Below are 23,982 nucleotides of genomic sequence, written 5' to 3'. Positions count from 1 at the left end.
GGGTACTGACATGCGACGTTATGTGCTTTGCGGGTTGGCCGGCCTGCTGCTGGTTATCGCGTCCGGTTGCACGGCGTGGCGCGCCGAGGAATACGATGCGCGCCTGGAGTCGGCGGAGGACAATGCCGCCACTGCACGGTTGCGCGCAGATCAAGTGTGCTACCGCATCGATCTGGTCGAGCAGACCGCCAACGAGGCACTGCGACGGGCGATCCAGGCTCAGGATGAGTTGCAGCAGCTGCGCCAGCAAGCCAGACGCAAGTAGCCCGCCATGCTACGTCGATGGCTCGACCCCATACTGTTGGTGGTCTGCCTGCTGGCCTTGATGACTGGCGGCGTGGCCTACGCGGCGCAGCGGCCTGCCTGGGCCGCGCTGGCCTGGGCCACTGGCGGCCTGGTCATGGCCGGGGTCCTGGCGGTGGAAATGCTCAGGCGCCTGGCCCGGGGGGAGGCGGGGATCGACCTGATTGCCTTGTTGTCGATCGGCGCCGCGCTGGCCCTGGAGAACATGCTAGTGGCTGCGGTGGTCGCGCTGATGCTGGCCACTGGCCGCGCACTTGAAGCGTTCAGTGTGCGTCATGCCGAGCGCGAACTGCGCGCGCTGATCGACCGCGCGCCGCAACGTGCCTGGATCCAGGAACAGGACGGGCTGCGTGAGGTTGCGGTGGACCAGGTCAGGCCAGGTCAGGCCGTGCTGGTGCGCCTGGGTGAAATCGTGCCAGTGGACGGGCGCCTGCAGAGTCCACTGGCCACGCTGGACGAGGCGGCACTGACCGGGGAGTCGTTACCCGTCACTCGCCATTGCGGCGAGTCGGTGGCCAGCGGGGTGTGCAACGTCGGCGCGCCGTTGCTGCTGGTTGCCACGCAGACCGCGGCGCAAAGCACCTATGCCGGCATCGTGCGCCTGGCCGAGGCGGCACGCCAGTCACGGGCGCCCTTCGTGCGCCTGGCTGACCGCTACGCGCTGGCCTTCATCCCGCTGACGTTGCTGATCGCCGCGCTTGCCTGGTGGGCCAGTGGCGACCCGCAGCGCGTGCTGGCGGTGCTGGTGGTCGCCACGCCTTGCCCGCTGATACTGGCGGTGCCGATTGCCGTGCTGTCGGGCATCTCGCGAGCGGCGCGGCGTAGCATTCTGGTGCGCGATGGCGCGGTCCTGGAGGCGCTTGCCGGGATCCGCCAGGTCTTTCTCGACAAGACCGGAACCTTGACCAGCGGTCACGCTCGCTTGCAATCGATCGAACTCAACGGGGAGGGCGCGCCGCTGCAGGTCTTGCAGTGGGCCGCGTCATTGGCCCAGGCATCCACCCATCCGATCGCTCGGGCTATTGTCGACGCTGCCCTCGCGCGGGGCCTTACCCTGACGGCGCCGGAACAGGTGCAGGAGGCTCCAGGCCAAGGGTTGGCCGGCCAGGTGCAAGGCAAAGGCGTGCGCTTGGGGCTGCTGGCTTACGTGCAGCAGGGCAGGGATGCGGGCCATTGGGCACAGGCGTGCTTGCAGCAGTTGGACTACCTGGCCAGCAGTGGCAGTTTCGTCGCCGTGGATGGCGAACTGAAAGCGATGCTGCGGCTGGCCGACGATGTGCGACGGGAAACACCCCAGACCCTGCGCCGGCTTCGAGCACGTGGGATCGACAAGATTGTCATGCTGACTGGCGACCGCCCCCAGACGGCGCAAATGATCGCATTGACGGCGGGTATCGATGCGCTTCGCTCTGGTCTTTCACCGCAGGACAAGGTCCGCCTGGTTCAGGAGGGTCGCCAAAAAGGCCCCACGCTGATGGTCGGGGATGGCATCAATGATGCGCCGGCACTGGCTGCCGCCGATGTCGGGGTTGCCATGGGGGCGTCCGGTGTGACGGCCTCGGCGCAGTCAGCCGGCGTGGTCTTGCTGGTCGACAGGCTGGATCGCTTGATCGAAGCGCTCGATATCGCCCGACACGCCGTGCGCATTGCCCGCCAAGGCGTGTGGGTGGGCATGAGCCTCTCGCTGCTGGCCATGCTGTGCGCTGCGGCCGGCTACCTGCCTGCGGTGATGGGGGCGATACTGCAGGAAGGCATCGACCTGTTGATCATCCTCAATGCCCTGCGCGCCCTCGGCCCGGTTGCCGGCGATGGCCGCAACGGGTTGCCCGCCGCGAGCCTGCAGCGCATGCAGGACGAGCATCGGCAACTGGACGGTCTGTTGACCGAACTGAGCCAGATGGCGCGGGATTTTGCCAGCCGCCCTGCGCCGCAGGCGCGGGCCGACCTCGGGCGCCTTGTCGCCGCCCTGCATGGCTTGCTGGAGCGCCATGAGCGGGATGACGAGCAGCGGCTATACCCTTTGTTGAGCCGCTACATGGGGGGCGAGGATCCGCTCTCGCCGCTCAGCCATACCCACCGGGAAATGTTCAGGCTGATCCATTTGCTGACGCGCATGAGCGAGGATTTCACCCAGGCCGCCGCCCACCCGAGCGCCGACGAAATCCAGCACCAGCTCATACGCCTGGATACCTTGGCGAAATTGCATTTCGACCAGGAAGAAGCCTTGTATCGGTACCTCGACAAACATTGAGCGACGCTGCATGCGTTCGCACGCTTGATAAAAATCAAGCGCCAAGGGCGGCGTAAGCCGGATGCTGGCAGCAGTCAATCACGCTGCCCTGCACGGGAGCTGAAAATCATGCCGCACAGCAAAATCCTTTTTCGGTCAGCGGCACGGGAGAAGATCCTCAGTGGCGCCACCCAGCTCGCCGATGCCGTACGCATCACCTTGGGCCCCAAGTCGAAGTCGGTGCTGATGCAGAGCACCTGGGGTCGCCCGACTGTCTGTAACGATGGCGTGTCCATCGCCAAACGCGTCGACTTGCAGGACGCTGACGAGAACCTCGGCGCCCAGATGCTGCGCCAGGCAGCCGAGCGCACGGCGGAGGCGGTCGGCGATGGCACCAGCACGGCGACGGTACTGGCCCAGGCAATTCTTGCCGATGGCGTCAGAAACGTGGTGGCCGGGGCCAGTGCCATCGACCTCAAGCGCGGCCTGGACAAGGGCCTGGCGCTGGTTCAGGCGGCATTGCTGGCGCAGTCGCGTGCGGTCAACACGACCCGGGAAAAAGCCCAGGTGGCCACATTGTCCGCCCACAACGACCCCTTGATCGGTCAGCTGGTCGCCGACGCCCTGGAAAAGGTCGGTGTGGAAGGCGTGGTGAGCGTGGAGGAATCCAAGACCACCGAAACCGTGGTCGACATCATGGATGGCATGCGTTTCGACCGGGGGTACGTGTCCCCGTACTTTGTCACCGACACCGAAAAGATGCAGGTCGAACTCACCGATGCGTGTGTACTGCTGTGCGATCACAAGATTGGTGCGCTGGCTGACCTGCTGCCATTGCTCGAACAGGTGGCCAAGAGCGGCCAGCCGTTGATGGTGATCGCCGAGGACATCGACGGCGAAGCCTTGACCACACTGGTGGTCAATCAGATTCGCGGAGTGTTGCGCGCCGTGGCGGTGAAGGCTCCCGGGTATGGTGATCGGCGCAAGGAAATGCTTCAAGACATAGCTGTACTTACGGGCGCCACAGTGGTGTCGGCTGAATTGGGCGTCAATCTCGACCACCTGCAACTGTCCCAGCTGGGCCAGGTTCACCGTGCGCTGGTGCTCAAAGACAGCACCGCCTTGGTCGGAGGCAAAGGCACGCAGGAGGCCGTGGCCGAGCGTGTCGCGCAAATCCGTGCGCAGATCGCCTCCAGTACCAGTGATTACGACCGGGAGAAGCTTCAGGAACGCCTGGCCAAGCTTACCGGTGGCGTGGCTGTCATCCGCGTGGGCGCACCCTCCGAAGCCGAGATGAAAGCGCGCAAGGACGCTCTGGATGACGCCTTGGCGGCTACCCGCGCAGCGATTGCCGAGGGCATCGTGCCCGGTGGTGGCCTTGCCTTGCTCAAGGCTGTGCCTGCCTTGCTTGCCGAGGAGCCCAGCCATGAAGGCGACACACGCACGGGGTTGCAGATCCTGCGGCGTGCACTGGAAGCGCCAGCACGGATGATCGCTGAAAATTCCGCCGTGGATGCGGGCGTCGTGGTGGCTCGCATGCTGGCCGAAACGGGCAGCATAGGCTTCGATGCCGCATCCAATACGTACGTCGAGATGTACGAGGCGGGCATCATCGACCCTACGAAAGTGGTGCGCGTCGCCCTCGAAAATGCGGTCTCGGTCGCCAGCATTCTGCTGCTGACCGAAGCCACCATGACCGATATCCCGGAAAAGACCGCCCCCCTGATGCAACCCCAGCTGCCTGAGTGATCAGGCCGGCCCACCATTGGAGGCAATCATGAGCCACTATCAACGCCTGTTGCTGATCATGCGCCCAATGCTGCACCAGGCGGTCGCTCTGGAGCAGGCCGGTGCACTGGCCCGATCCGCATCGGCCAGCCTGCACATCGTCGCCTTGCTCGAAGCACTGGACAAACTCTGGCTACTGGAGTCCGGTAAGCACCAAACGGAGCGGGAGGCTTACCGGCACACTCAGCAGCAACAGCTGGAAACCCAGGCGAACGCGCTGCGTGCCTCCGGCGTGCAGGTGACGACCGAGGTGGCGTGGAGCAATGACCTGCAGGATGACATCCTGGAGGACGTCATGGAGATGCAACCGGACCTGCTGCTCAAGCAGGTCGAGCATGAGCCCGCGCTCAAGCGCGCCTTCTTCACCCCGCTTGACTGGCAACTGTTGCGCCACTGCCCGGTCCCGGTCTACCTGCTCGGGGCCAACCGGCCGACGTTGCCGCGCCAGGTCGTGGCGGCGGTGGACGTGGCCGACACCTCGGAAGAGGGGCAAGCCCGAAATGACAGCATCGTCCAGCAGGCCAGTGCCTTGGCCTTGCAGACAGGGGCGCAACTGGACCTGCTGCACGCCTGCGATCTGTCGATGGCCTACATGGGCGACATGGGCTATGCCGCCTGGGCCATCGGTGACATTGCCGAGCCCATGCGCCAAGCGCTGGAAGATGATTTCAGGAAACTGGCCGAACGCTTCGGCGCACCACCGGAACGCTGCCACTTCGTGCTCGGCCGCCCGGTCCCGGTGCTCAGCGAATACGTCGAATCACAGCCGGTGGACGTACTGGTCATGGGGCGACCAATTGCACGGGGGCTGGACCGTCTGTTCGGCAGTACCACCGAGCATGTGTTGTACCAGGTGCCTTGCAATATTCTGGTGGTGTAGGGCTGTGCGGCTAACGACGACTGCAAGAACGACGAACGGTTGGCGACGGGTAGTCAGTGGCTCAGCACCACCCGGTGCAAGGTAGCGCCTGGAGGCCTTGATTCTCAACCCTGACGAGAAGGCCCCGCACCCGGCCGTTGAATCAGGCGGTATCGCCTGTTCGGCCGTGGCGCACCACCTCCACGCAGAATTGCCCCTCGTAGGGGGGCACATGGCATTCGACGATATCCTGCGCCGCGACCTGCAGATGAATGCCGACGATATCGGCATGCACCGGTTGGCGGCAGACGTGGCGGTCGACGAGCACCGCGCTGATGAGGTGGCGCGCACCCAGTTCGGCGAGGTAGGCGCAGGTGCGTAGCAGAGAGTGCCCTTCGTAGAGCACGTCATCGACCACCAGCAAGGTGGTTCCGGCAAGGTCGAGCTTGGCGAGTTCCGGGTTTTCGGTGAGTTGAGTATGCGCATGCAAGAGGCTCAGGTCGTCTGCATAGCGCTTGACCTTGATCGGGTAGAGCGGCAATGGCGCAGCACCGTTCAGTGCTTGCAGGTGCAGTTGCAGACGCTGCGCCAGCGGCTCACCACGCCGCTGAATGCCTACCAGCGCGACTTCAGACGTAGGCAAGCAGGCCATGGCCTGGCGGGCCATCGAGCGCAGCACACTGTCCAGATCGTCTTCGTCATACAGGCGAACCCTCGATGGAGCGGGGCGATTCATGGTGTTCTTCCTTTATTGGATATCACTCTGTTCGGGAGCCTACCCGGGCACCTTGAGGTGGGCTTGATAAAAGCCAAGTGATCGAATCGAAAACAAGCCCGTTTTGCGCATCACATGCGATAAGCCGTGATTATTCCACCTGAGGAAATGTTTGCAGGAGGGGTTTGCTATCGCCATAATTGGTACGTAATTACATGTTACATAACACAGTACAAAATCGTAGGAGCAAGCATGGCCCGTGGCGGTATCAACAAGGTGGTAGTGCAGCAGGCGCGTCAGGCACTGATCGCCCGGGGTGAGAACCCCAGCATCGATGCCATACGGATCGAGTTGGGCAACACCGGCTCCAAAACCACGATTCACCGCTACCTGAAGGAACTGAACGGCCAGCAGCCGGTGGCGTCCGAAGGCGGGGTCGCGCTGAGCGATGTGCTGAGCCGCCTGGTCGGGCAACTGGCAACGCAGCTGCAGGACGAGGCCGACCTGAAGATCGAGCAGGCCGAGAGCACGTTCACTCAACAGCGCGAGCAGCTTGAGGCGCAGCTGGAAATTGCCCGGCAGGCACTGGCCGCAGCGCATCAGCAACACAAGATCGATGCAGCGGCATTGGCCGCGGAAACCGAAAAACTGCTGTCCACGCAAAGCACGCTGCAGGCCGAACAGCTGCGCAGTGCCAGCCTCAACCAGTCGCTGGGTGAGTTGCAGGTGCGCCTGGCTGACAAGGACGAGCAGGTCAAGTCGCTGGAGGACAAGCACCGCCATGCCCGCGACGCCTTGGAGCACTACCGCAATGCCAGCCGTGAACAGCGCGAGCAGGAACAGCGCCGCCACGAAGCGCAGTTGCAGCAGATGCAGGTGGAATTACGTCAGTTGCAGCAGGGCATGATCGTCAAGCAGGACGAACTTACCCGTTTGCACCGTGACAATGAGCGTCTGCTGGGAGAGCATCGTCAGGCGGCCAGCGAATGCCGGGCGCAGGATGAGTTGCTGGAACAACGCGATGCGCAGATCCAGGGCCTGCGCACCATCCTGGCCCAGGCACAAGGCGCCAGCGAAGAGATGCGTCGGCAGCTGGATGTGCAAGCCCAGAGCCTTGAAGCCAGGCGCGACGTGTGCGCCGAGCAGGCGCGGCAGTTGCAGTGGCTTGAGGAGCAGTTGAAGGCGCGTGATGAGGCGCTGGCGCAATGTCGGGCGCAATTGGCCTCGGTTGCAGATTAATCAAACTTTTCCTGGCGGGTGGTTTCTTCCTTAGACACTCACCGGAGACAACGCCATGCCTGGATCTCAACCACCACACAAAGAGGGGCCTCACTCGGCCGAGCAGGCCGATAAAAAGGCTGACCTTGGTTTCGACCCCGACTCCCCGGATGCCGAAGACCCTCAAGTCGACCCTCAGGGGCCGGCCAAGCCGCCTAGAGACATTGAGAAAAAGGAGTAGACCACGGCCTTGATTACTGGTCTCGTCGCCGGCAAACCATGTACGATCCCTTGGGAACCAGCTTGCCGGCGACGGTCACCACAGACGACTGTCAGCCTTCAGCGCGCCTGGCGGCCTCTACGCCCGCCGCCGACAGCTTGATCGGGTAGTGCACGCTGATCTGGTGATCACTGCTTACCGCCACGCTACCGTCGTGAATCAAACCGGCTTCCTGCAACGTCTTGAGCATGCCGGCCACCGCCTTTTCACCGCGGTAGTTGTCCAGCACTTCCTTGCCTAGGCCTTCGGGGTGGGCATGCAGCAGGCGGGTAAGTACTTCGGTCTTCAATGCATCGTTACTCATATGCGGCCTCACTTGCCGTGCTTGGACTGAAGGGCTTTAGCCTGTTCCAGGTGCTGTTCGAGTTTGGGCAGCGTTTCGCTGGCAAAGGCCTTCAGCTCGGCCTTGTCGGACGATGCAGCCTCTTTCTTGAACAGCTCCACCGCTTTTTCGTGAGCGTCGACCTGGTTGTTGAGGTACGACTTGTCGAAGGACTCATCGCGCCACTCCAGGATCACTTTCTTGATCTTGTCGGTCATCGCGGCCTCATCCGGAACCGAAATGTCCAGTTTGCGGGCAATGTCGCCGAGTTTCTGGTTGGCCTGGGTGTGGTCGGTGACCATTTGCTGGGCGAATGACTTGATCTCGGCGTTCTGGCTTTTCTCCTGAGCCAGCTTGCCGGTCACCACTTCGGCAATGCCGGCCTCGGTGGCTGCGTCGACGAAATCATCGGAAGTCGCGGCCATTGCGTGCACCGATGCGAGGCCCAACACCATGGAAAAACCAACGCGTCTGATGAAGAGACTATTCATGCTTCACTCCTTTAAACCGTGGCGCGACCTCAATGTCGCGTACGGTTGAGGGTGAAGGCGGGGCAAAGGTTTAATCTTTTTTGCCGCCGGTTCCGACCGTGCGACGCTGAACTATAGTGAAGACGGCGAACGCGGTACGGCCAGGGATTCCAATGTGCGCAGCCAGGACACAGGACGACGATGGGCTTTACGCCATAAGTGGAGAGGGCCGCGCGGTGGCGCTGTTCCGCCTGGTACTGGCGTTCATGCTGGTGGTGATGCTGGCATTTGTACTGGTGGAAGGTTGGCGCATCTGGCGCGACTACCGCTTTGCCTATAACAATGCCGAGAACATGGTCAGCAACCTGGCCCGGGCCACGGCGCAGCACGCCGAGGACGCTATCCGCCAGGTCGACGCCATTACCGCAGCCTTGGCCGAGCGCCTGGAAGGCGATGGTTTCGATCACATCGACCGGCCCCGCCTGCATGCATTGCTGGCCCAGCAAAAACGCATCATGCCGCAGTTGCACGGGCTTTTCGTTTACGGCCCGGACGGCAGCTGGATCGTCACTGATCAGGCGGCCATCCCGCCCAACGCCAATAACGCCGACCGGGACTACTTCGTCTATCACCGCAGCCATACCGACCCTGGTGTGCATATCGGTTCGGTGGTGCGCAGCCGCTCCACCGGCGACCTGATCATTCCTATTTCCAGGCGCCTGGAAAATGCCGACGGCAGCTTCGCCGGTGTACTGCTCGGCACCATCAAAGTGGCGTGGTTCGTACGTTACTACGGGGACTTCAAGATCGACGAGCGCGGCGCGCTGGTGCTGGCCAAGCGCGACGGCACCCTCCTGGTACGGCGCCCGTTCGTGGAACAGGTGATAGGCCGAAGTCTTGCCAACAGTGAGATCTTCCGCAACCACTTGCCGTATGCCACAGAAGGGGTAGCCGAGGCGGTAGCGGTCGTCGATGGTACCCCTCGGCTGTATGGCTACCGCACGTTGTCCAGCTACCCGTTGGTCGTGGAGGCGGGGCTGTCGCGTGAATCCATTGTCGCGCCCTGGCGGTACGATGCGATCAAGTCGGTGGCGGTCTTGCTGCTGTTGTTGGTGGGGCTGGCAGCGTTTGGCGGTGTGGTGCTGCGCCAACTGCGCGAGCGGATCGTGATCGAGCGGGCGCTGCGCCAGGCTCACCAGACGCTGAAAGCGTTGGCCTTGACCGACAGCCTTACAGGGCTGGGTAACCGTCGGCGGCTGGATGGCGTGCTCGAACCTGAACTGCGCCGTGCACGGCGCCAAGGCTATCCCCTGGCACTGGTGATGCTGGACCTGGACTACTTCAAGGCCTACAACGACCACTACGGTCACCCGGCTGGCGACCAGTGCCTGCGACGCTTTGCCGAGGTGCTGCAACAGGCCTTGAAACGGCCGGCCGATCTGGCAGTGCGCTATGGTGGGGAGGAATTTACGCTGTTGCTGCCCGATACCGATGGCCGTGGCGCGGAACTGCTGGTGCAGGAGTTACAGCAGCTGTTGCGCCGTCAGGCGCTGGAACATGCCGCCAGCCCATTGGGAAGAGTGTCGTTCAGTGCCGGGATCGCGGTGGTCGACCTGGCGCGGGAGGGGGGCACTTCCGAGGCGCTGGTCGCGGCGGCTGATGGGGCGTTGTACCAGGCCAAACAGCAGGGGCGAGATGGGTATTGCGTGGCCGGAAGTGTGGCGGCAGGGCAGAATTGCTGACCTGGCTGGGGATCGCGGAGGCACCATGCGGCGCGATGAAAACTAGAGCCCCACGTTCAGACGCATTGCACAACGCCCGAGAAGACCGTGAGCATGCTCGCTGGCCAGGATGCCACGGAGTCGTTCGCAAAGCCGGCTTTCCTGAAGCATCTCAAACCCGAAACGGGCATAAAACGGCGCATTCCAAGGCACATTCACAAAGGTGGTCAGCGTCAGCTCGCGCACACCGGCGCAGCGCCCTGCATCGACCACTTGCTGCAGCAACCGGCGCCCAACACCTTGCCCTTGGGCCTCCTGGCGAACCGATATTTCATGAAGGTGCAATGCCTGATCCGCCAGCCGGGCGCATGCAAAACCCACAATGCGCCCAGTCGCGTCCTGCGCCACCCAACTACCCCCTGCCTCGACGAAAGCCCTGTGCGCCGCGCAATCCATGACGTCGCCTTGCGCCAGCCAGGCCAGTGCCGGCCAACTGGCAAATGCCTGGGCTGCCGAGCGCTCGACGTCCGGCAGCCACGTGATTTCTGGTTCAAGGGTAGGGCGGATAAGCATGAATCACTCCTGTCGTTCTAATCCGTCGCCAGCACCTGCGGCTGTAATTGCCAGCGCACCGAGCTTACACCTTTCTCCAGGCTGACCCTGCTGACCAGGCGTTCCAGTTGCGCCGGCGCCTGCGCGGTGCCCAATAGCTCGGCGCGCACTTCCAGGCGCGCAGGGTTGTCCAGGTCCTGGCTCTGCAACGACTGCAGGCGCAGCTGTGGATCGCCCAGGCTGTGCAGCATCAGGCTACGCACCTGGATCTCGTCCTCGCCGCGGCAGACGATACGGACTTCGAAGTGCTGTTCCACCTCGCTGGCCGGCACCACGTCCTGACGGTCCAGGCGCTGGGCGATGTCACGCAACAAGATGTTGGCGCAGAGCACCACCAGGCTACCCAGCGCCGCCTCCATCATCAGCCCGAGGCTGCACAGCACGCCGACCGCAGCCGTGCACCACAAGGTGGCCGCGGTGTTCAGGCCACGTACATTGAAACCATCGCGCATGATGACACCACCGCCGAGAAAGCCGATGCCCGACACCACATAGGCTGCGACGCGCGACGCATCGGCAGGCGCCATGCCTGGCACCGCCTGGGTCATCAATACGAACAGGCAGGCACCGGTACTGACCAGCGCATTGGTGCGCAGCCCGGTCAGGCGTTGGCGCAATTGCCGTTCGGCACCGATCAGCGCCCCCAGCACCAGGGCAATGCTGACGCGCAGCAGAAATACTTTCCAATCCATAGCAAACCTCTTCCGCAGGCACACGCCCGCATGAACGCCATCAGTTGGCGCGGTTGAAATAACCAGAAATTGCGCAGGACCACGCGGAGGGAAGGAGAAGCGGGGGTTACGGGAAACCACCGTCTTGCCAGAGCGGCCAGACAGGGCAGAACACTGCCGGGCTAGCGCGCCACGCGGGCCTGTCGCAAGCGACTGGGGCTACTGTCCAAGGCAGGTCTCCTGTTGAGGAAGGCAAAATTGCGTCGCGGACCATACGCCGCAGGGCAGAGCAGGTCAAGGGCAAAAACATGACAATGGCTTCATCCGGGAACGGCCTGCAGCCGGTCACGCCCACATGGAAAAAAACCTGGGCAGCCGGTAACCTTGCGCCTCCCTTTGCCATCACCCGGACCGTTCCATGCTGTTCAATCTCGCCGTATTGTTCGGCACCCTGGTGGCCATGGAGGGCGTCGGTACGCTGGCTCACAAGTACATCATGCATGGCTGGGGCTGGTGGCTGCACCGATCGCACCATGAGCCACACCTGGGTATGCTCGAAACCAACGACCTGTACCTGGTGGCCCTGGGGCTGATCGCCACGGCGCTGGTGGCGGTGGGCAAAAGTGGTTATGCGCCTTTGCAGTGGGTGGGCGGTGGTGTGGCAGGGTATGGGGCACTGTATGTACTGGCCCACGACGGCTTCTTTCACCGGCACTGGCCGCGCAAGCCGCGGCCGGTCAACCGCTACCTGAAACGCTTGCACCGCGCGCACCGCCTGCACCATGCGGTGAAGGGGCGCACGGGGAGCGTGTCGTTCGGGTTCTTCTATGCGCCGCCGCTGAAGGTGTTGAAGCAGCAACTGCGCAGCAGGCGCAGCCAATCGTGACGCATCCCTGGCACGCCCGGCACCTGCCGGGCATCGGGTGACGTCAGTTCACGGTTTCACCCTTGGGCTCTGCCGCCACATGCCCGCGGCTCACCCACCAGCCAAACCCGGCCGCGGTAAAGAACATGATCAAGCTGTACAACGCAGCCGGCACCGCCATGGTCGCGTTGTTCAGCAGCGAAGGGCTCAACGCCAGGGCAATCGCCAAGGTCCCGTTATGGATGCCAATTTCCATACCAATGGCAATCGCCTGGCGCTTGGGAATGTTCAACAGCCGCGGCACCCAATAGCCCACCGTCAGGCTCAGCAGGTTGAACAGCAGCGCCGCCAGGCCCACCACCGGTGCGTACTCGACCACTGTCTGCCAGTCCTTGGCCAATGCCAGGACGATGGTGAAGGCCAGGAACAGCGCAGCCACCAGCTTCATCGGTTTTTCCATGCGCGCAGCGAACGCCGGGGCGAAATGGCGAATCAGCATGCCCAGCGCCACCGGCAGCAAGACGATGGCGAACACCTGCATGACCTTGGCGAACTGCAGTGGAATAGCCTGGTCCGAGGACATGAACCAGCTCAGCGACAGGTTCACCAGCAACGGCATGGTCAGGATCGCGATCAGTGAGTTGACCGCCGTCAGGGTGATGTTCAATGCCACGTCACCGTGGGCCAGATGGCTGAACAGGTTGGCCGTGGTCCCGCCCGGCGAAGCAGCCAGCAGCATCAACCCCACTGCCAGGGCAGATTCCAGGCCAAAGCCGTTGGCGATCAGGAAGCACACCAGCGGCAACAGCAGGATCTGGCACACCAGGCCCACCACCACGGGCTTTGGATACTTCACCACGCGCGCGAAGTCAGCCAAGGTAAGCGACAGCCCAAGGCCAAGCATGATGATGCCCAGGGCAAGCGGCAGAAACGCAGTGAGCAGGGGCGAGGCGGTCATGAGGGGTCTCTCGGGCGAAGGATCTGAAGCAGTGTAGGTCGGCCTTGATTGATAGCTAATTGCAAAGGGCCAGCTCTTGGTAACCGTTTGTTACCACGTGCAGCGGCTGGCGAGGCTGCATGCCGCATTGCAGCAGGCATGCAGGCGAAGTAGCATTCCGTTTTTACCTTAGGATTAGCCTGATATGCCGTTCCAGCAAGGTCTGCTTGCCACCCCGGTGCCTGCCCACGCCCGTCACCTGTTCTTCACCCTGCAGTCGCCCGAGGCGTTGCCTGCCGCGCTGGATGCATTGCTGCCGCAGGTCGATGGCAAACAGTTGCTGCTGGGCGTAGGCGCCCCCTTGGCCAAGGCCCTGGGCCGGGAAATACCAGGCCTGCGCCCGTTCCCGCTACTGGATGCCGCGGTTGAGAACCCCAGCACCCAACACGCCCTGTGGCTGTGGCTGCGTGGCGATGAACGTGGCGACCTGCTGCTGCGCGCCCAGGCCCTGGAGCAGGCGCTTGCACCCGCCCTGGGCCTGGCCGACAGCGTTGATGGCTTCCTGCACCGGGGCGGCCATGACCTTACCGGTTATGAAGACGGCACCGAAAACCCGACAGACGAAGAGGCGGTGCAAGCGGCCATTGCCGCAGATGGCTCCAGCTTTGCCGCGTTCCAGCTGTGGAAGCACGACCTGCAATACTTCAAGTCGCTGCCCCAGGCAGACCAGGACAACATCATCGGCCGTCGCTTGAGCGATAACGAAGAACTCGACGACGCCCCCGCGTCCGCGCACGTCAAGCGCACCGCCCAGGAAAGCTTTGAACCCGAGGCGTTCATGGTCCGTCGCTCGGTATCCTGGGCCGACCAACGCGGCGCCGGCCTGGCTTTCGTCGCCCTGGGCAAGAGTTTCGAGGCATTCGAGGTGCAGCTGCGGCGCATGAGTGGCCTGGAAGACGGCATCATCGACGGGCTGTACCGCTTTAGCCGCCCGCTGACGGGGGGCTACTACTGGTGCCCGCCAATGAGCGAGACGGGTGTCGATCTGAGCCCCTTGCTGGGGGCCTGATCTCTAAACATCCGGATACAGAAACACCCGCAGGCGAGGGATAGAGCGGCTAGCCTTGAAAGTTTCCGATTCATGACGGGAGATTTTCCATGTACGCACGTCGTGAAGTCCTACGCGCAGGTGCAACATTGGGGTTGCTGGCCGCCGCCAGCCCTTGGCTGCACGCTGCCGCGCCGGCGGGTTTGCTTGCGCGCAAAGTCCCGTCCACCGGTGAAGCGTTGCCGGTGATCGGTGCCGGTACGTCGGGCAGTTTCGAGGTAGAAAGCGGTTCGCCCCAGTACCTTCAGCTCAAAACGGTGCTCAAGGCATTTTTCGAAGGCGGCGGCCGGGTGATCGACACCTCGCCCAACTACGGGGGCGCCGACAGCATTCTCGGCCAGTTGCTGGAAGAGGGCGGCTGGCACCGACAGTGCTTCCTTGCCACCAAGATCGCCGCCAATAGCCGGGCTGAAGCCCAGGCGCAGTGGGCCGGCAGCCTCAAGAGCCTGCGCACCGACAAGGTCGACTTGCTGCAGATTCACAACCTGCGCGACTGGCAGACGCAGCTGCCTTATGCCCGCGAGCTGAAGCAGCAGGGCGGGACACGTTATGTCGGCATCACCCATTACCTGAACAGTGGCCACGACGACGTCGCCCGTATCGTGCGCAGCGAGCCGCTGGACTTCATCCAGATCAACTACTCGGTCAACGCGCCGGACGCTGCCCGGGAACTGCTGCCGCTGTGCCAGGACAAGGGCGTTGCGGTGTTGATCAATCGGGCCTTCGACGATGGCCGGCTGTTCGCCCGGGTCAAAGGCCAGGCCTTGCCGGGCTGGGCCGCCGAAGCAGGCATCGGCAGCTGGGCACAGCTGTTTCTCAAGTTCGCCCTCAGTCACCCGGCAGTGACCACGGTCATACCCGCTACCAGTCGGCCTGACCGCCAGCTCGATCAGCTCAAGGCCGGGCATGAGCCAATGCTCACCCAGGCGCAGCAACAGGCGCTGATCACACAGTTTGCCTGACACCATGCAAGCCTGGCGGCGGCGCCTGGACCGAGGGCTGAACATCCAGCCTGGTGAGGGGCCGGCGGTCATCGCCGGCTTGCTGCTGTTCTACCTGCTGTTCACTGGTTACTTCATGCTGCGCCCGGTACGCGAAACCATGGGTGTTGCCGGTGGCGTGGAAAACCTGCAGTGGCTGTTCACCGGCACCTTCCTTGCCACGTTGGCGTGCCTGCCGCTGTTTGGCTGGCTGGCCTCCAGGGTGCAGCGCAGGCATATCCTGCCTTGGACCTATGGTTTTTTCTCCAGCAACCTGTTGCTGTTCGCGGCACTTTTAGCCGGTAACCCTGACAATCTCTGGACCGCCCGGGCGTTCTATATCTGGCTGTCGGTGTTCAATTTGCTGACGATCTCGCTGGCCTGGAGCGTGCTCGCCGATCTGTTTTCCACCGCCCAAGGCAAGCGGCTGTTCGGTCTGCTGGCAGCCGGGGCCAGCCTGGGCGGGCTCAGTGGCCCCGTGCTTGGCACGTTGCTGGTGGCGCCGCTCGGCCATGCCGGGTTGCTGGTGCTGGCGGCGGTGTTTCTGCTGGGCAGTATCGGCGCGACACTGTTCCTGCAACGCTGGCGAGCACGCCAACCTATTGCGATGCAAACCAAACACCAGGACGCGCGGCCACTGGGTGGCAACCCGTTTACCGGCGCCACCGCCGTCCTGCGCTCGCCCTATCTGCTAGGCATCGCTTTGTTCGTGGTATTGCTGGCCAGCGTCAGCACATTCCTGTACTTCGAGCAGGCGCGTATTGTCAGCGAAACCTTCACTGACCGCACCCGGCAGACACAGGTGTTCGGCCTGATCGACACGGTTGTGCAGGCCCTGGCCATCCTCACCCAGGTCTTTCTTACCGGGCGTCTGGCCCGTCGGCTGGGTGTCGGTGTGTTGCTGGTTGCAGTGCCGCTGATAATGGCTGCCGGCTTCTTGTGGCTGGCACTGGCCCCGGTGTTTGCCCTGTTCGTGGTGGTGATGGTGGTGCGCCGGGCAGGTGAATACGCACTGGTGCGGCCAGGGCGGGAGATGCTGTTCACCGTGCTGTCCGCCGAGGACAAGTACAAAGCCAAGAACTTCATCGACACCGTGGTCTACCGTGGCGGCGATGCGCTGAGCGGCTGGGTCAAGCGTGCGCTGGACGTGATGGGCGAACACCCGCAATTGGCGATGCTCATCGGCGCGTTGCTTGCCGTGGGCTGGGGCGCGACGGGCGCTTGGCTGGGCCGCCGGCAGGCGCGCATGGATCGCCCGCCGCACCACTGACACGCGCACCAAATACGGCGATGCCGCTTATTTAACGCCACCGGTCCGAACCTCTCGTAATAAACCGAATCTGCCGATATCGCCGAACTCCGAATCTGTGTACGGCATCTTGCCGTGCATTCCGAAGTCATATGAGGTTTGAACACCATGGCCACTAAAGACAACAGCCGCACCGGCAATCAACAAGGCAGCCAAGGCGGTAACAAGAACCCGGGCAACTTCGCCAATGACCGTGAAAAAGCTTCCGAAGCCGGTCGCAAAGGCGGCCAGTCCTCGGGCGGCAACATGCCCCACGACCGCGAGTCGGGCCACAAGGGCGGCCGTTCGTAACTGACCGAGGCGCAGTGCCGGGGCGACCTGGCACTGCAATTATCCAAGGGGGTACTCCATGCGCCTGACTCCACTGATCATCCTGATGGGTTCGCTGAGCTTGGTCGGCGGTTGTTTCGACCGCGACAATGACCACCCCGGCAAAGATTCGGACCCCAGCAAGCCTTCGCTGCAGATGCAGCAACCGGATAGCAAGCCTGCGCCGCAGCCTGCGCCCGACCCCGAGCCGATGCCGGGGCAGAAGCCGAGCCAGTAAGTAGACAAGGAGCACGGCATGACGGTGATGAACCGCAATACTGCAAGCGCTGGGCAAGTGGCCGCCGAATCGACCAGTCTGCGACAACGCTATGAAACAATGCTCGCAGGGCAGGATGCTGGCAGCGCCTCATGGCTCGAGGAACAACTGGCGGGTGCCGCAAACATGCCGGACGACTTGCCCGACACACCGTCCGAGTTGCCCGACTGGAGCAGAAAGCATACTGCCAAGGTCGCCGAGGCCTATACCCGTTACCTGGCACAACGCCGTCAAGGCATGCCACGCCGTTACTTTTCCAACCGCGCCCACGCATTGTGGTTCCTGCAACAGGTTGCGCCGACCAAGGCCGTCGACGGCGCCTGGCTACAGGGCACCCTGCATCACTGGCGCGATCCACGTTACCACGGGCTGATTCGCACTTACCTGGAAGAGCTCGGCAACGGCGACCCACGCTGCAACCATGTGCTGATCTATCAGCGTCTGCTTGGTCGCCTGGGTTGCGTAGAGGCCATGCCCCTGGATGACATGCGATATCTGCAAGGGGCGATACAACTTGCCCTGGGGCAGCATTGCGACAGTTACCTACCAGAGGTGGTTGGCTACAACCTCGGTTATGAGCAGCCACCGCTGCATCTGCTGATCACCACGTACGAGCTGGCCGAGCTGGGCATCGACGGGCAGTATTTTCAGCTGCACGTGACCATCGACAATGCAGCCAGCGGCCACGCGCGCCTGGCAATCCAGGCATTGAACCAGCTAAGCCCCCCGCGTGACCCCCAGGGGTTCTACGCCAGGGTGCGCCGCGGCTACCGTCTGAATGACCGGGGTATCGCCACGCCAGACCTCATCCGCCAGTTCGACCTGCAAGGTGAACTGTTCGCAGCCTTGGAACGCAAGCGGGTATACGGCCAGTTCATGCATGCCGACCATTGCCGCCTGCAGCAGCGCACGATCAATCAATGGCTGGCCGAACCCGGCGCCATGCCCGCATTCGTTGCCGCATTACAGGCTCATGGCTGGATCCGCAGAGGGCAGCCGCCAGCTAACAGCCGCTGGTGGACGCTGATCGAGGGGCCGCCTGCGGCGATGTTCGGTGTATTCAACGCCTATGAAAAACAGCTTTGGCATGACTGGATCGCCGACGACTGGCGGCCGTCCATCCGCCGCGTGGCCCCTGGCAGTTGGGGGCTGCCGGAGGTGCATGAGGAAATACCCGGCGACGCCTTGAATGTGGCCCCCGAGGCCTTGATCCAGCGGATGGCTGGCAACCGCCACGCCACGCCGGACGGTCTGTCTGCCACGCGCGCCTACATGCGCGTAACCGGGCTGCGCCAGGAGGAACCGCGTTGATGATGCTCGCGCCCAGGCAAATCGAGGCAGGCCAGGCGTTGCTGCAACTGGGACAGCGCCTGCGTGCCGATGGATACCGCTTTACCTGCGTAACCCCCGCCACCCACGCGCGCGTCAATGCCCGCGATGGCTGCGGGCAGGCCAGCACCCTGCGCGATGTATTCGGCTGGAGCCGACCTTTCGACCCCGGTTTGCTGTCGGCAGATCAGTTGCAGTTGCTCGAACGTGCGCAGGCGTTAGTTGCGCAGGGTGAACTGCTGACCAGCACGGTACGCTGGTCCAGCCTGGATGAATTTCTGTTGCTGCATTCGGCGTTTCCAACCGACGCCAGCGATGCCGTGTTCTTCGGCCCGGACAGTTACCGCTTTGCCCAGGTCATTCACGAGCACCTTCAGCACTGCCCCGCGCGGGTCGAGCATGCAGTGGATATCGGCTGTGGCAGCGGGGTGGGCGCCTTGCTGATTGCCCGCGCCGCCCAGCACGCGCAGGTCAGCGCCGTTGACATCAACCCCCTGGCGCTGCGCTATACGGCAATCAATGCAGCCTTGGCGGGTGTGAGTAACGTGTCGGTCGAGCCCAGCGACTTGCTGGACGGTATCAGCGGCACGTTCGACCTGATCGTTGCCAACCCGCCCTACATGCTTGACCCCAACGCCCGCCTGTACCGTCACGGCGGATGCGCGCTAGGCGTCGACCTGTCGCTACGTATCGTGGAGCAGGCTCGCGATCGGCTGAGCCGCCACGGTACGTTGCTGCTATACACAGGCGTGGCCATTGTCGAAGGCCGCGATGCCTTGCTCGAAGCCATCCGCCTGCGCCTGGCCGGTCCGGATTGGGCCTGGGTGTATCGGGAAATCGACCCCGATGTATTTGGCGAGCAACTGGCTGAGCCGGGCTACGAACAGGTCGAGCGCATCGCCGCCGTGGCGCTCACCGTTACCCGTAACTGCTGAGGCAGCATGGTCCGGCCCTGTGCCGGTCAAGTGCTTCACGACAGCACCCGCTCGCCAAAGGTGATGGTGGAGGCGGGACTTGCATTTAGGCTGTGTTGACCGACAATGGCCGCGCCCTTTGCAGCCACTCGGAAACACCTGCTCCATGATGCTGATCAAGCAATTCCCCGACATTTCCCTGAATGACACGCTGTTCGTCTTTGCCCTCGAGGCCGAGGCTGGCGATGTCTTTACCGAGGTGAACACCGTGTTCACCGGCATTGGCAAGGTCAATGCCGCGATCGCCCTGACCAAGGCGATCGCCACGCGCAGGCCCAAGCTTATCGTCAACCTGGGCTCGGCTGGCAGCCAGCGTCATGGCAAGGGCGAAGTCGTGTGCTGTAACCGCTTCGTTCAACGCGACATGGATGTGACCCCACTGGGCTTTGCCCGTTATGAAACGCCCTTGTCCGACACCCCGGTGGTACTCGAACACGGGGCGGCAATACCCGGCCTGGCTGTGGAAACCTGTGGCAGCGGTGACAGCTTCGAGATCAACCATGGCGACGCGCCTTATGACGTGATCGACATGGAAGCCTATGTGCTGGCATTGATCGCGCGTGACGAAGGTATTCCGTTCGTGTGCCTTAAATACATTTCCGATGATGCCGGCAGCGATGCTGCGCAGGATTGGGCAGTGCAAGTGCACCTGGCGGCCGAAGCGTTCAAGCGGGTGCTGTTCAGCCAGGCGTGACAGTTGCCGCAGGGCAGGGCAGCTAAACCTTTGTCGCCCGGCGCAGTCACTTCTGGTATCAGCAGGCAACCCTGGGAGCACCCTCATGGCTCGGGCAATCTGGAAAGGCGCCATCAGTTTTGGCCTTGTGCACATCCCCGTGGCACTCAATACCGCCGTGCGCACCGAGCGCGTGGACTTCGACTGGCTGGACAAGCGCAGCATGGAGCCGGTCGGCTACAAGCGGGTGAACAAAGTGACCGGCAAGGAAATCGACAAGGACAATATCGTCAAGGGCGTAGAGTTCGAGAAGGGCCGCTATGTGGTGATCAGTGAGGAGGAGATCCGCAAGGCCCGGCCCGAAGCGACCCAGACGATCGATATCTTTTCCTTTGTGGAAGCGGGCGATATTCCGCTGCAGCATTTTGATACGCCGTACTACCTGACCCCGGACCGCCGTGGCGGCAAGGTGTACGCCTTGCTGCGCGAGACGCTGGAAAAGACCGGCAAGGTGGCACTGGCCACCGTGGTATTGCATACCCGGCAGCACTTGGCGCTGCTGCGGCCGCTGGACCAGGCGCTGGTGATGATCACCTTGCGCTGGCCTGAAGAGGTGCGCGGGCTGGAAACGCTGGAGCTCGATGCCAGCGTGACCGACAGCAAGGTGGAGAAGCGTGAGCTGGAGATGGCCAAACGCCTGGTGGAGGACATGAGCGGGCCCTGGAAGCCTGAGGATTATCACGACGCCTTCCGCCAGACGATCATGGACCTGGTGGAAGAGAAGGCCAGCAGGGGCAAGATCGAGGCGGTGGAGAAGGGCGACGCAGGGGCGGCCGAGAAAGGTGCGGACATCCTCGACCTGACCGAACTGCTCAAGCGCAGCCTGGGTGGCAAGAAACCGGTGAAGAAAACGCGCAAGGCTTCATGAACACCGCCGAAATCCATTGATTTCAGAACTGCGCCTGCAATCCGGCCAGGTAATCACCAAACCCCTCGCGGGCGCGGCTGTCGCGCCGGCTGCTGGTGGCCACGCTATGCCTGGCGGTCCAGACGATCTGGGCGCCGCTGGCCTGCAGGTCACTGACCAGTTGCACATCTTCATGCGCCGCGAGGGGCTGAAAGCCACCCACACGCTCATAGGCATCGGCACATACCCCCAGGTTTGCGCCGTGCACATGCCGATGCCCTTCACACGCCTGGTAGCGGCTCTGGTACAGCTTGCGCAGCGCGGCTGTCTGCCAGGGTTGCCAGTACTCGACATGCACGGTGCCGCAAACCACCTCGGCGCTACAGGCCAACTGCGACAGCAGCCAGTGCGCCGGGACCCGGCTGTCCGCATCGGTGCACGCCAACCACGTGGCGCCCCGCTCGACCATGTGCGCCGCGCCCACGCGACGTGCCATGCCGACATTACCGGCATCCACCTCCAGTAGGTGTACGCCGAAACGCCGCGCCACGGCGGCGCTGCCGTCACTGCAGCGGTCCAGTACCACCAGCACTTCCACGTGCATTCCCGCATACTGCGCCTGCTGGGCAGCGATCAGCACTGCCCGCAGGCACCGCCCAAGGCGGCGGGCTTCATTATGTGCAGGGATGACAACGGCAATCATGGGCACGTCTCGTCGAGATCGACAACGCTTGGCTGGCATGACCAGTACTCCAGCAAAAAGTCCGCCTCCTCATGTCGGAACTGCTGATGCAACGGCAAATGCCGGGTCAACAGGCGGTGCACGTCGCGACCGTCCTGCGGGCAACCCGCGATAGGGTGCTTCCAGTGGCAGGCCAGTAACGCGCCGTCGTAGGTAAGGCTGGCCACCGATTGTTCGATCACCTGCAGCCAGTCGGTGGGATCAAGGTAGTAACCCACCTCGCTGAGCACGATCAGGTCAAAGCGGCCGCCCGGCCAGTCCCCCGGTAACCGGGCCCGTTCGACCGAGGCATTGTGCACGTGAGCCAGGCGTTCACGGGCCAGGCCTACGGCCGTCGGGTCCAGGTCCTGGCACAGCAGTTCGGCACAACGCTCGGCCAGTAGCGCACTGAGCTCGCCATTTGCGCAGGCTGGCTCGAACACACGCTGATAGCACTGGCGTGGCAGGCTGGCCATCACCAGCTCGCGTTTGCGCCTCTCGTACCAGCGGGTGCGAAAGGCCCAAGGGTCTTCATTGGTGGCGTATAGCTCGGCGAAATACTGTGGATCGAGGCTCATGACAGCTCCATTCAAAGGAACACCAGTTCGAAAGGTTGCAGAAGGCAATCCAGCAGGTGCGGCGGTAGCACCGGCGGCTGCTCGCCGTCCGGCTGCAGCTGGCTGACGTGGGCGGCCAAGGCCTTGCGCTTGCGTGCCAGACGGCTTTCATCGAGTTGCACGCGGTGCGCACGGGGCCATGGCAGGCGCGGGTCGTCAGGCTCGGCCCAGTGCCAGGCCCAGACCGGTACCTCAGCCAAGTGCACCCCACGGCTTGCCGCCGCCTGCGCAGCGGCGCGGCCGACGGCCTCGTGATCGCAATGGCCGTCACTGCGCCAGGTGGCCATTAGCAGGTCATCGGGTCGCAGTAGCTGGGTGAGGTGACGGGTCAGAAACGCTTCTTCGCGCGGCAACTGGCCGTCCTTCAGATGGAGCCTGCGCCAGTCCAGGCGTTCAAGGTCCAGGTCGAGCTGTTGCAGCGCCTGTCGGCTTTCCTGGGGACGCTGGCGTCGCAAGCGATGTTCGGTCCAGTGGCTGGAGCCGGGGTGGCTGCCTTCGCCGTCGGTGGCGGAGATCAGCACCAGCTCATCCTCACGCCCCTTGAAGCCTGCCAGCAGGCCGCCAGCCATGAGAATTTCGTCATCCGGATGCGGAGCAATCAATACCAGCCGGCGCCCCGGCGGGCACAGTTGGCGTGAGTCGAGCCAGGTCGCACGCGCCAGGTGCGCGCTTTGCTGCCAGGCTGCCCAAGGCGTGCCGCCCGCGGACTGGATCAGGTTCTGGCTCATAGTTGCCACACCCCGGCTGGCAGCTGGGCCAGCTGCTGGCCCAGCATCGCCAGATCACGCTCGGCGTGGCTCTGACGCAGGAACACCGGCAGGTCGGCGCTCAGCCGGGCAAAATGACTGCTGCGACAGAACGGCGTGGCCCCCAAGGCACGCCCGACGTGGCTGATGACCTGCTCTACGGCCTGTTCTACCTGGGCGCGGGTGCGGCGAACTTCGAAACTGGCATCCACACCGGGCTGTTGATCGATCCAGGCAGCACATTCACGCAGTGACGCACGGGCGCCATGCAGCGCAGCGTCCACAGCCCCCAGATGCGCATCGGCATGCGGGTCTGGGCGGGGTTTGCGGCAATGTTCACGCAGGTAATCCGCCAGCGCCTCGGCCGCGCCGTACCAGCAAGCGGCGATACCCGCACCGCCTTGCCAGAAGCCAGGGCGCGAGAGGTATTGGCCTGGCGTGCCGATGAGCGTGCCTGGGGTATCGTTGAACGCCACCTCGACACTGGCGGTAGTGGCCATGCCAACGGCCTGCCAGTGCTCGATGTTCAGGCCCTGGCTTGGCTGTGACAGCTCGATTGCCACCAATTGCGGCTGCTCGGCCTCATCCCAGGCAGTAATCAGCGCGCGATCGATCTGCAAGGCACCGGAACACCAGGCCTTGGTGCCGTTGAGGCGCACCTGGTCGCCGTCGCGCGCAGTGATGTGGACCCGCGCATCGGGCGGCTCTGCCGCCCACACGCCCCAGATGCCGTCGTTGGCGTGGTGCGCTGCGCCGCATTCCGCCAGGATCGCCAAGGCATCGGTATGGCCCTCATAGAGCTTGGCCAGTGCCAGGTCACAGCCGGCCACCCGTGCCAAGGTCTGCCAGCGACGCAAGGTGTTGCCTTGCCCCGGCAACGGTAGCAGGTCGAGGTGATCAGCTTGCAGCGCCTGGATCAGTTGCGGCAATTGGGTATCGAGGTTGAGCGGTAGCTGGCGTTCGCCAAAGGTGCGTAAAAGGCGGTCAAGGGTGGTCAGGTTGAAGTCCTGAACGATGCTCATGGGCGGGCCTCCCGGGTCG

26 protein-coding genes and 1 pseudogene are annotated in these 23,982 nt (G+C 63.4%); 17 read left to right on the top strand and 10 right to left on the bottom strand.

Features of this window, described 5'->3' with window-relative positions; all coding sequences use genetic code 11:
• The first annotated feature begins 10 nt into the window (after positions 1 to 10).
• The 4 genes from PRJ_RS13590 to PRJ_RS13575 all read left to right on the top strand — a co-directional run bounded on the left by PRJ_RS13590 (position 11) and on the right by PRJ_RS13575 (position 5,201).
• Positions 11 to 265: an outer membrane lipoprotein OprI gene (locus PRJ_RS13590; protein ID WP_104961669.1), complete on the top strand. Its 255-nt coding sequence runs from the start codon at positions 11 to 13 to the stop codon at positions 263 to 265.
• A 6-nt stretch (positions 266 to 271) separates the two neighbouring features.
• A complete protein-coding gene (locus PRJ_RS13585; RefSeq protein WP_104961668.1) occupies positions 272 to 2,554 on the top strand; it encodes a heavy metal translocating P-type ATPase in 2,283 nt (760 codons plus the stop codon).
• Positions 2,555 to 2,662: 108 nt separating this feature from the next.
• Positions 2,663 to 4,282: a chaperonin GroEL gene (groL, locus tag PRJ_RS13580; protein WP_104961667.1), complete on the top strand. Its 1,620-nt coding sequence runs from the start codon at positions 2,663 to 2,665 to the stop codon at positions 4,280 to 4,282.
• Between the two features lie 28 nt (positions 4,283 to 4,310).
• Positions 4,311 to 5,201: a universal stress protein gene (locus PRJ_RS13575; RefSeq protein WP_104961666.1), complete on the top strand. Its 891-nt coding sequence runs from the start codon at positions 4,311 to 4,313 to the stop codon at positions 5,199 to 5,201.
• Positions 5,202 to 5,343: 142 nt separating this feature from the next.
• On the opposite strand, the gene PRJ_RS13570 is transcribed toward PRJ_RS13575, so the two are convergent.
• Positions 5,344 to 5,916 (bottom strand): bifunctional pyr operon transcriptional regulator/uracil phosphoribosyltransferase, encoded by a 573-nt coding sequence (locus tag PRJ_RS13570; protein WP_010954122.1) that lies wholly within the window; start codon positions 5,914 to 5,916, stop codon positions 5,344 to 5,346.
• A 231-nt stretch (positions 5,917 to 6,147) separates the two neighbouring features.
• Here PRJ_RS13570 and PRJ_RS13565 point away from each other — a divergent pair, with 231 nt between their 5' ends.
• Positions 6,148 to 7,134: a DNA-binding protein gene (locus PRJ_RS13565; RefSeq protein ID WP_010954123.1), complete on the top strand. Its 987-nt coding sequence runs from the start codon at positions 6,148 to 6,150 to the stop codon at positions 7,132 to 7,134.
• A gap of 55 nt (positions 7,135 to 7,189) precedes the next feature.
• On the top strand, positions 7,190 to 7,354 hold the full coding sequence (locus PRJ_RS30400) for a DUF6021 family protein (RefSeq protein ID WP_010954124.1): 165 nt from the start codon (positions 7,190 to 7,192) through the stop codon (positions 7,352 to 7,354).
• A gap of 91 nt (positions 7,355 to 7,445) precedes the next feature.
• On the opposite strand, the gene PRJ_RS13560 is transcribed toward PRJ_RS30400, so the two are convergent.
• Together PRJ_RS13560 and PRJ_RS13555 are read right to left on the bottom strand one after the other, a co-directional pair.
• Positions 7,446 to 7,697: a hypothetical protein gene (locus PRJ_RS13560; RefSeq protein ID WP_004374436.1), complete on the bottom strand. Its 252-nt coding sequence runs from the start codon at positions 7,695 to 7,697 to the stop codon at positions 7,446 to 7,448.
• A gap of 8 nt (positions 7,698 to 7,705) precedes the next feature.
• Positions 7,706 to 8,206, bottom strand: coding sequence for a DUF4142 domain-containing protein (locus PRJ_RS13555; RefSeq protein ID WP_010954125.1), 501 nt, complete (start codon positions 8,204 to 8,206; stop codon positions 7,706 to 7,708).
• A gap of 152 nt (positions 8,207 to 8,358) precedes the next feature.
• Between PRJ_RS13555 and PRJ_RS13550 the strand changes: the two genes are divergently transcribed.
• Entirely contained in the window at positions 8,359 to 9,927 is a 1,569-nt protein-coding gene (locus tag PRJ_RS13550; RefSeq protein WP_104961665.1) for a sensor domain-containing diguanylate cyclase, read from the top strand.
• Positions 9,928 to 9,969: 42 nt separating this feature from the next.
• On the opposite strand, the gene PRJ_RS13545 is transcribed toward PRJ_RS13550, so the two are convergent.
• Positions 9,970 to 10,479, bottom strand: a complete 510-nt coding sequence (locus PRJ_RS13545) for a GNAT family N-acetyltransferase (protein ID WP_104961664.1) — start codon at positions 10,477 to 10,479, stop codon at positions 9,970 to 9,972.
• A 17-nt stretch (positions 10,480 to 10,496) separates the two neighbouring features.
• Positions 10,497 to 11,210 (bottom strand): MgtC/SapB family protein, encoded by a 714-nt coding sequence (locus PRJ_RS13540; RefSeq protein ID WP_004374444.1) that lies wholly within the window; start codon positions 11,208 to 11,210, stop codon positions 10,497 to 10,499.
• Between the two features lie 397 nt (positions 11,211 to 11,607).
• Here PRJ_RS13540 and PRJ_RS13535 point away from each other — a divergent pair, with 397 nt between their 5' ends.
• The gene (locus PRJ_RS13535; protein WP_104961663.1) at positions 11,608 to 12,075 is read left to right on the top strand and encodes a sterol desaturase family protein; all 468 of its coding nucleotides are present in this window, start codon (positions 11,608 to 11,610) and stop codon (positions 12,073 to 12,075) included.
• A gap of 43 nt (positions 12,076 to 12,118) precedes the next feature.
• On the opposite strand, the gene PRJ_RS13530 is transcribed toward PRJ_RS13535, so the two are convergent.
• On the bottom strand, positions 12,119 to 13,012 hold the full coding sequence (locus tag PRJ_RS13530) for a bile acid:sodium symporter family protein (protein ID WP_104961662.1): 894 nt from the start codon (positions 13,010 to 13,012) through the stop codon (positions 12,119 to 12,121).
• 184 nt (positions 13,013 to 13,196) lie between these two features.
• Between PRJ_RS13530 and PRJ_RS13525 the strand changes: the two genes are divergently transcribed.
• From PRJ_RS13525 to PRJ_RS13485, 9 genes and pseudogenes are all read left to right on the top strand, one after another.
• Positions 13,197 to 14,060, top strand: coding sequence for a Dyp-type peroxidase (locus tag PRJ_RS13525; RefSeq protein ID WP_104961661.1), 864 nt, complete (start codon positions 13,197 to 13,199; stop codon positions 14,058 to 14,060).
• 89 nt (positions 14,061 to 14,149) lie between these two features.
• A complete protein-coding gene (locus PRJ_RS13520) occupies positions 14,150 to 15,061 on the top strand; it encodes an aldo/keto reductase (RefSeq protein ID WP_029615403.1) in 912 nt (303 codons plus the stop codon).
• Between the two features lie 4 nt (positions 15,062 to 15,065).
• Positions 15,066 to 16,349: an NTP/NDP exchange transporter gene (locus PRJ_RS13515; RefSeq protein WP_104961660.1), complete on the top strand. Its 1,284-nt coding sequence runs from the start codon at positions 15,066 to 15,068 to the stop codon at positions 16,347 to 16,349.
• A gap of 204 nt (positions 16,350 to 16,553) precedes the next feature.
• A pseudogene (locus PRJ_RS13510) lies at positions 16,554 to 16,679 on the top strand (general stress protein); the annotation flags it as partial.
• Between the two features lie 58 nt (positions 16,680 to 16,737).
• Positions 16,738 to 16,935 (top strand): hypothetical protein, encoded by a 198-nt coding sequence (locus PRJ_RS13505; RefSeq protein ID WP_021784729.1) that lies wholly within the window; start codon positions 16,738 to 16,740, stop codon positions 16,933 to 16,935.
• A gap of 18 nt (positions 16,936 to 16,953) precedes the next feature.
• Entirely contained in the window at positions 16,954 to 18,285 is a 1,332-nt protein-coding gene (locus PRJ_RS13500; RefSeq protein ID WP_104961659.1) for an iron-containing redox enzyme family protein, read from the top strand.
• Positions 18,285 to 19,238 carry a class I SAM-dependent methyltransferase gene (locus PRJ_RS13495; protein WP_104961658.1) on the top strand — a complete coding sequence of 318 codons (954 nt, stop codon included), beginning with the start codon at positions 18,285 to 18,287 and terminating at the stop codon, positions 19,236 to 19,238. The genes PRJ_RS13500 and PRJ_RS13495 overlap by 1 nt, the downstream gene beginning before the upstream one ends.
• A 145-nt stretch (positions 19,239 to 19,383) precedes the next feature.
• Positions 19,384 to 19,971, top strand: coding sequence for a nucleosidase (locus tag PRJ_RS13490; RefSeq protein WP_104961657.1), 588 nt, complete (start codon positions 19,384 to 19,386; stop codon positions 19,969 to 19,971).
• 85 nt (positions 19,972 to 20,056) lie between these two features.
• The gene (locus tag PRJ_RS13485; RefSeq protein ID WP_104961656.1) at positions 20,057 to 20,878 is read left to right on the top strand and encodes a Ku protein; all 822 of its coding nucleotides are present in this window, start codon (positions 20,057 to 20,059) and stop codon (positions 20,876 to 20,878) included.
• Positions 20,879 to 20,900: 22 nt separating this feature from the next.
• On the opposite strand, the gene PRJ_RS13480 is transcribed toward PRJ_RS13485, so the two are convergent.
• The 4 genes from PRJ_RS13480 to PRJ_RS13465 are packed head-to-tail and all read right to left on the bottom strand — an operon-like array spanning position 20,901 to position 23,963.
• Complete coding sequence (locus PRJ_RS13480; protein ID WP_104961655.1) at positions 20,901 to 21,560, bottom strand: glycosyltransferase family 2 protein; 660 nt, start codon at positions 21,558 to 21,560, stop codon at positions 20,901 to 20,903.
• Positions 21,557 to 22,156, bottom strand: coding sequence for a bifunctional 2-polyprenyl-6-hydroxyphenol methylase/3-demethylubiquinol 3-O-methyltransferase UbiG (locus PRJ_RS13475; protein WP_012052318.1), 600 nt, complete (start codon positions 22,154 to 22,156; stop codon positions 21,557 to 21,559). Before PRJ_RS13475 ends, PRJ_RS13480 begins: the two co-directional genes overlap by 4 nt.
• A gap of 11 nt (positions 22,157 to 22,167) precedes the next feature.
• Positions 22,168 to 22,923, bottom strand: coding sequence for a PIG-L deacetylase family protein (locus tag PRJ_RS13470; RefSeq protein WP_104961654.1), 756 nt, complete (start codon positions 22,921 to 22,923; stop codon positions 22,168 to 22,170).
• Positions 22,920 to 23,963, bottom strand: a complete 1,044-nt coding sequence (locus PRJ_RS13465) for an acyl-CoA dehydrogenase family protein (RefSeq protein ID WP_010954141.1) — start codon at positions 23,961 to 23,963, stop codon at positions 22,920 to 22,922. Before PRJ_RS13465 ends, PRJ_RS13470 begins: the two co-directional genes overlap by 4 nt.
• Positions 23,964 to 23,982 lie beyond the last annotated feature (19 nt).

This window comes from Pseudomonas sp. XWY-1 (assembly GCF_002953115.1).
In the GTDB taxonomy this organism is placed as follows: domain Bacteria; phylum Pseudomonadota; class Gammaproteobacteria; order Pseudomonadales; family Pseudomonadaceae; genus Aquipseudomonas; species Aquipseudomonas alloputida.
Note: the sequence above shows the minus strand (reverse complement) of the source record. Positions and strands in the feature narration are given on the sequence as shown.

What these genes read in the sequence shown, in the direction of transcription:
- PRJ_RS13480 (WP_104961655.1), bottom strand. Translation starts at nt 21,560, where the DNA reads ATGATTGCCGTTGTCATCCCTGCACATAATGAAGCCCGCCGCCTTGGG.
- PRJ_RS13500 (WP_104961659.1), top strand. Translation starts at nt 16,954, where the DNA reads ATGACGGTGATGAACCGCAATACTGCAAGCGCTGGGCAAGTGGCCGCC.
- PRJ_RS13520 (WP_029615403.1), top strand. Translation starts at nt 14,150, where the DNA reads ATGTACGCACGTCGTGAAGTCCTACGCGCAGGTGCAACATTGGGGTTG.
- PRJ_RS13550 (WP_104961665.1), top strand. Translation starts at nt 8,359, where the DNA reads ATGTGCGCAGCCAGGACACAGGACGACGATGGGCTTTACGCCATAAGT.
- PRJ_RS13560 (WP_004374436.1), bottom strand. Translation starts at nt 7,697, where the DNA reads ATGAGTAACGATGCATTGAAGACCGAAGTACTTACCCGCCTGCTGCAT.
- PRJ_RS13575 (WP_104961666.1), top strand. Translation starts at nt 4,311, where the DNA reads ATGAGCCACTATCAACGCCTGTTGCTGATCATGCGCCCAATGCTGCAC.
- PRJ_RS13465 (WP_010954141.1), bottom strand. Translation starts at nt 23,963, where the DNA reads ATGAGCATCGTTCAGGACTTCAACCTGACCACCCTTGACCGCCTTTTA.
- PRJ_RS13470 (WP_104961654.1), bottom strand. Translation starts at nt 22,923, where the DNA reads ATGAGCCAGAACCTGATCCAGTCCGCGGGCGGCACGCCTTGGGCAGCC.
- PRJ_RS13570 (WP_010954122.1), bottom strand. Translation starts at nt 5,916, where the DNA reads ATGAATCGCCCCGCTCCATCGAGGGTTCGCCTGTATGACGAAGACGAT.
- PRJ_RS13515 (WP_104961660.1), top strand. Translation starts at nt 15,066, where the DNA reads ATGCAAGCCTGGCGGCGGCGCCTGGACCGAGGGCTGAACATCCAGCCT.
- PRJ_RS13555 (WP_010954125.1), bottom strand. Translation starts at nt 8,206, where the DNA reads ATGAATAGTCTCTTCATCAGACGCGTTGGTTTTTCCATGGTGTTGGGC.
- PRJ_RS13565 (WP_010954123.1), top strand. Translation starts at nt 6,148, where the DNA reads ATGGCCCGTGGCGGTATCAACAAGGTGGTAGTGCAGCAGGCGCGTCAG.
- PRJ_RS13495 (WP_104961658.1), top strand. Translation starts at nt 18,285, where the DNA reads ATGATGCTCGCGCCCAGGCAAATCGAGGCAGGCCAGGCGTTGCTGCAA.
- PRJ_RS13585 (WP_104961668.1), top strand. Translation starts at nt 272, where the DNA reads ATGCTACGTCGATGGCTCGACCCCATACTGTTGGTGGTCTGCCTGCTG.
- PRJ_RS30400 (WP_010954124.1), top strand. Translation starts at nt 7,190, where the DNA reads ATGCCTGGATCTCAACCACCACACAAAGAGGGGCCTCACTCGGCCGAG.
- PRJ_RS13590 (WP_104961669.1), top strand. Translation starts at nt 11, where the DNA reads ATGCGACGTTATGTGCTTTGCGGGTTGGCCGGCCTGCTGCTGGTTATC.
- PRJ_RS13505 (WP_021784729.1), top strand. Translation starts at nt 16,738, where the DNA reads ATGCGCCTGACTCCACTGATCATCCTGATGGGTTCGCTGAGCTTGGTC.
- PRJ_RS13540 (WP_004374444.1), bottom strand. Translation starts at nt 11,210, where the DNA reads ATGGATTGGAAAGTATTTCTGCTGCGCGTCAGCATTGCCCTGGTGCTG.
- groL (WP_104961667.1), top strand. Translation starts at nt 2,663, where the DNA reads ATGCCGCACAGCAAAATCCTTTTTCGGTCAGCGGCACGGGAGAAGATC.
- PRJ_RS13545 (WP_104961664.1), bottom strand. Translation starts at nt 10,479, where the DNA reads ATGCTTATCCGCCCTACCCTTGAACCAGAAATCACGTGGCTGCCGGAC.
- PRJ_RS13475 (WP_012052318.1), bottom strand. Translation starts at nt 22,156, where the DNA reads ATGAGCCTCGATCCACAGTATTTCGCCGAGCTATACGCCACCAATGAA.
- PRJ_RS13490 (WP_104961657.1), top strand. Translation starts at nt 19,384, where the DNA reads ATGATGCTGATCAAGCAATTCCCCGACATTTCCCTGAATGACACGCTG.
- PRJ_RS13485 (WP_104961656.1), top strand. Translation starts at nt 20,057, where the DNA reads ATGGCTCGGGCAATCTGGAAAGGCGCCATCAGTTTTGGCCTTGTGCAC.
- PRJ_RS13525 (WP_104961661.1), top strand. Translation starts at nt 13,197, where the DNA reads ATGCCGTTCCAGCAAGGTCTGCTTGCCACCCCGGTGCCTGCCCACGCC.
- PRJ_RS13530 (WP_104961662.1), bottom strand. Translation starts at nt 13,012, where the DNA reads ATGACCGCCTCGCCCCTGCTCACTGCGTTTCTGCCGCTTGCCCTGGGC.
- PRJ_RS13535 (WP_104961663.1), top strand. Translation starts at nt 11,608, where the DNA reads ATGCTGTTCAATCTCGCCGTATTGTTCGGCACCCTGGTGGCCATGGAG.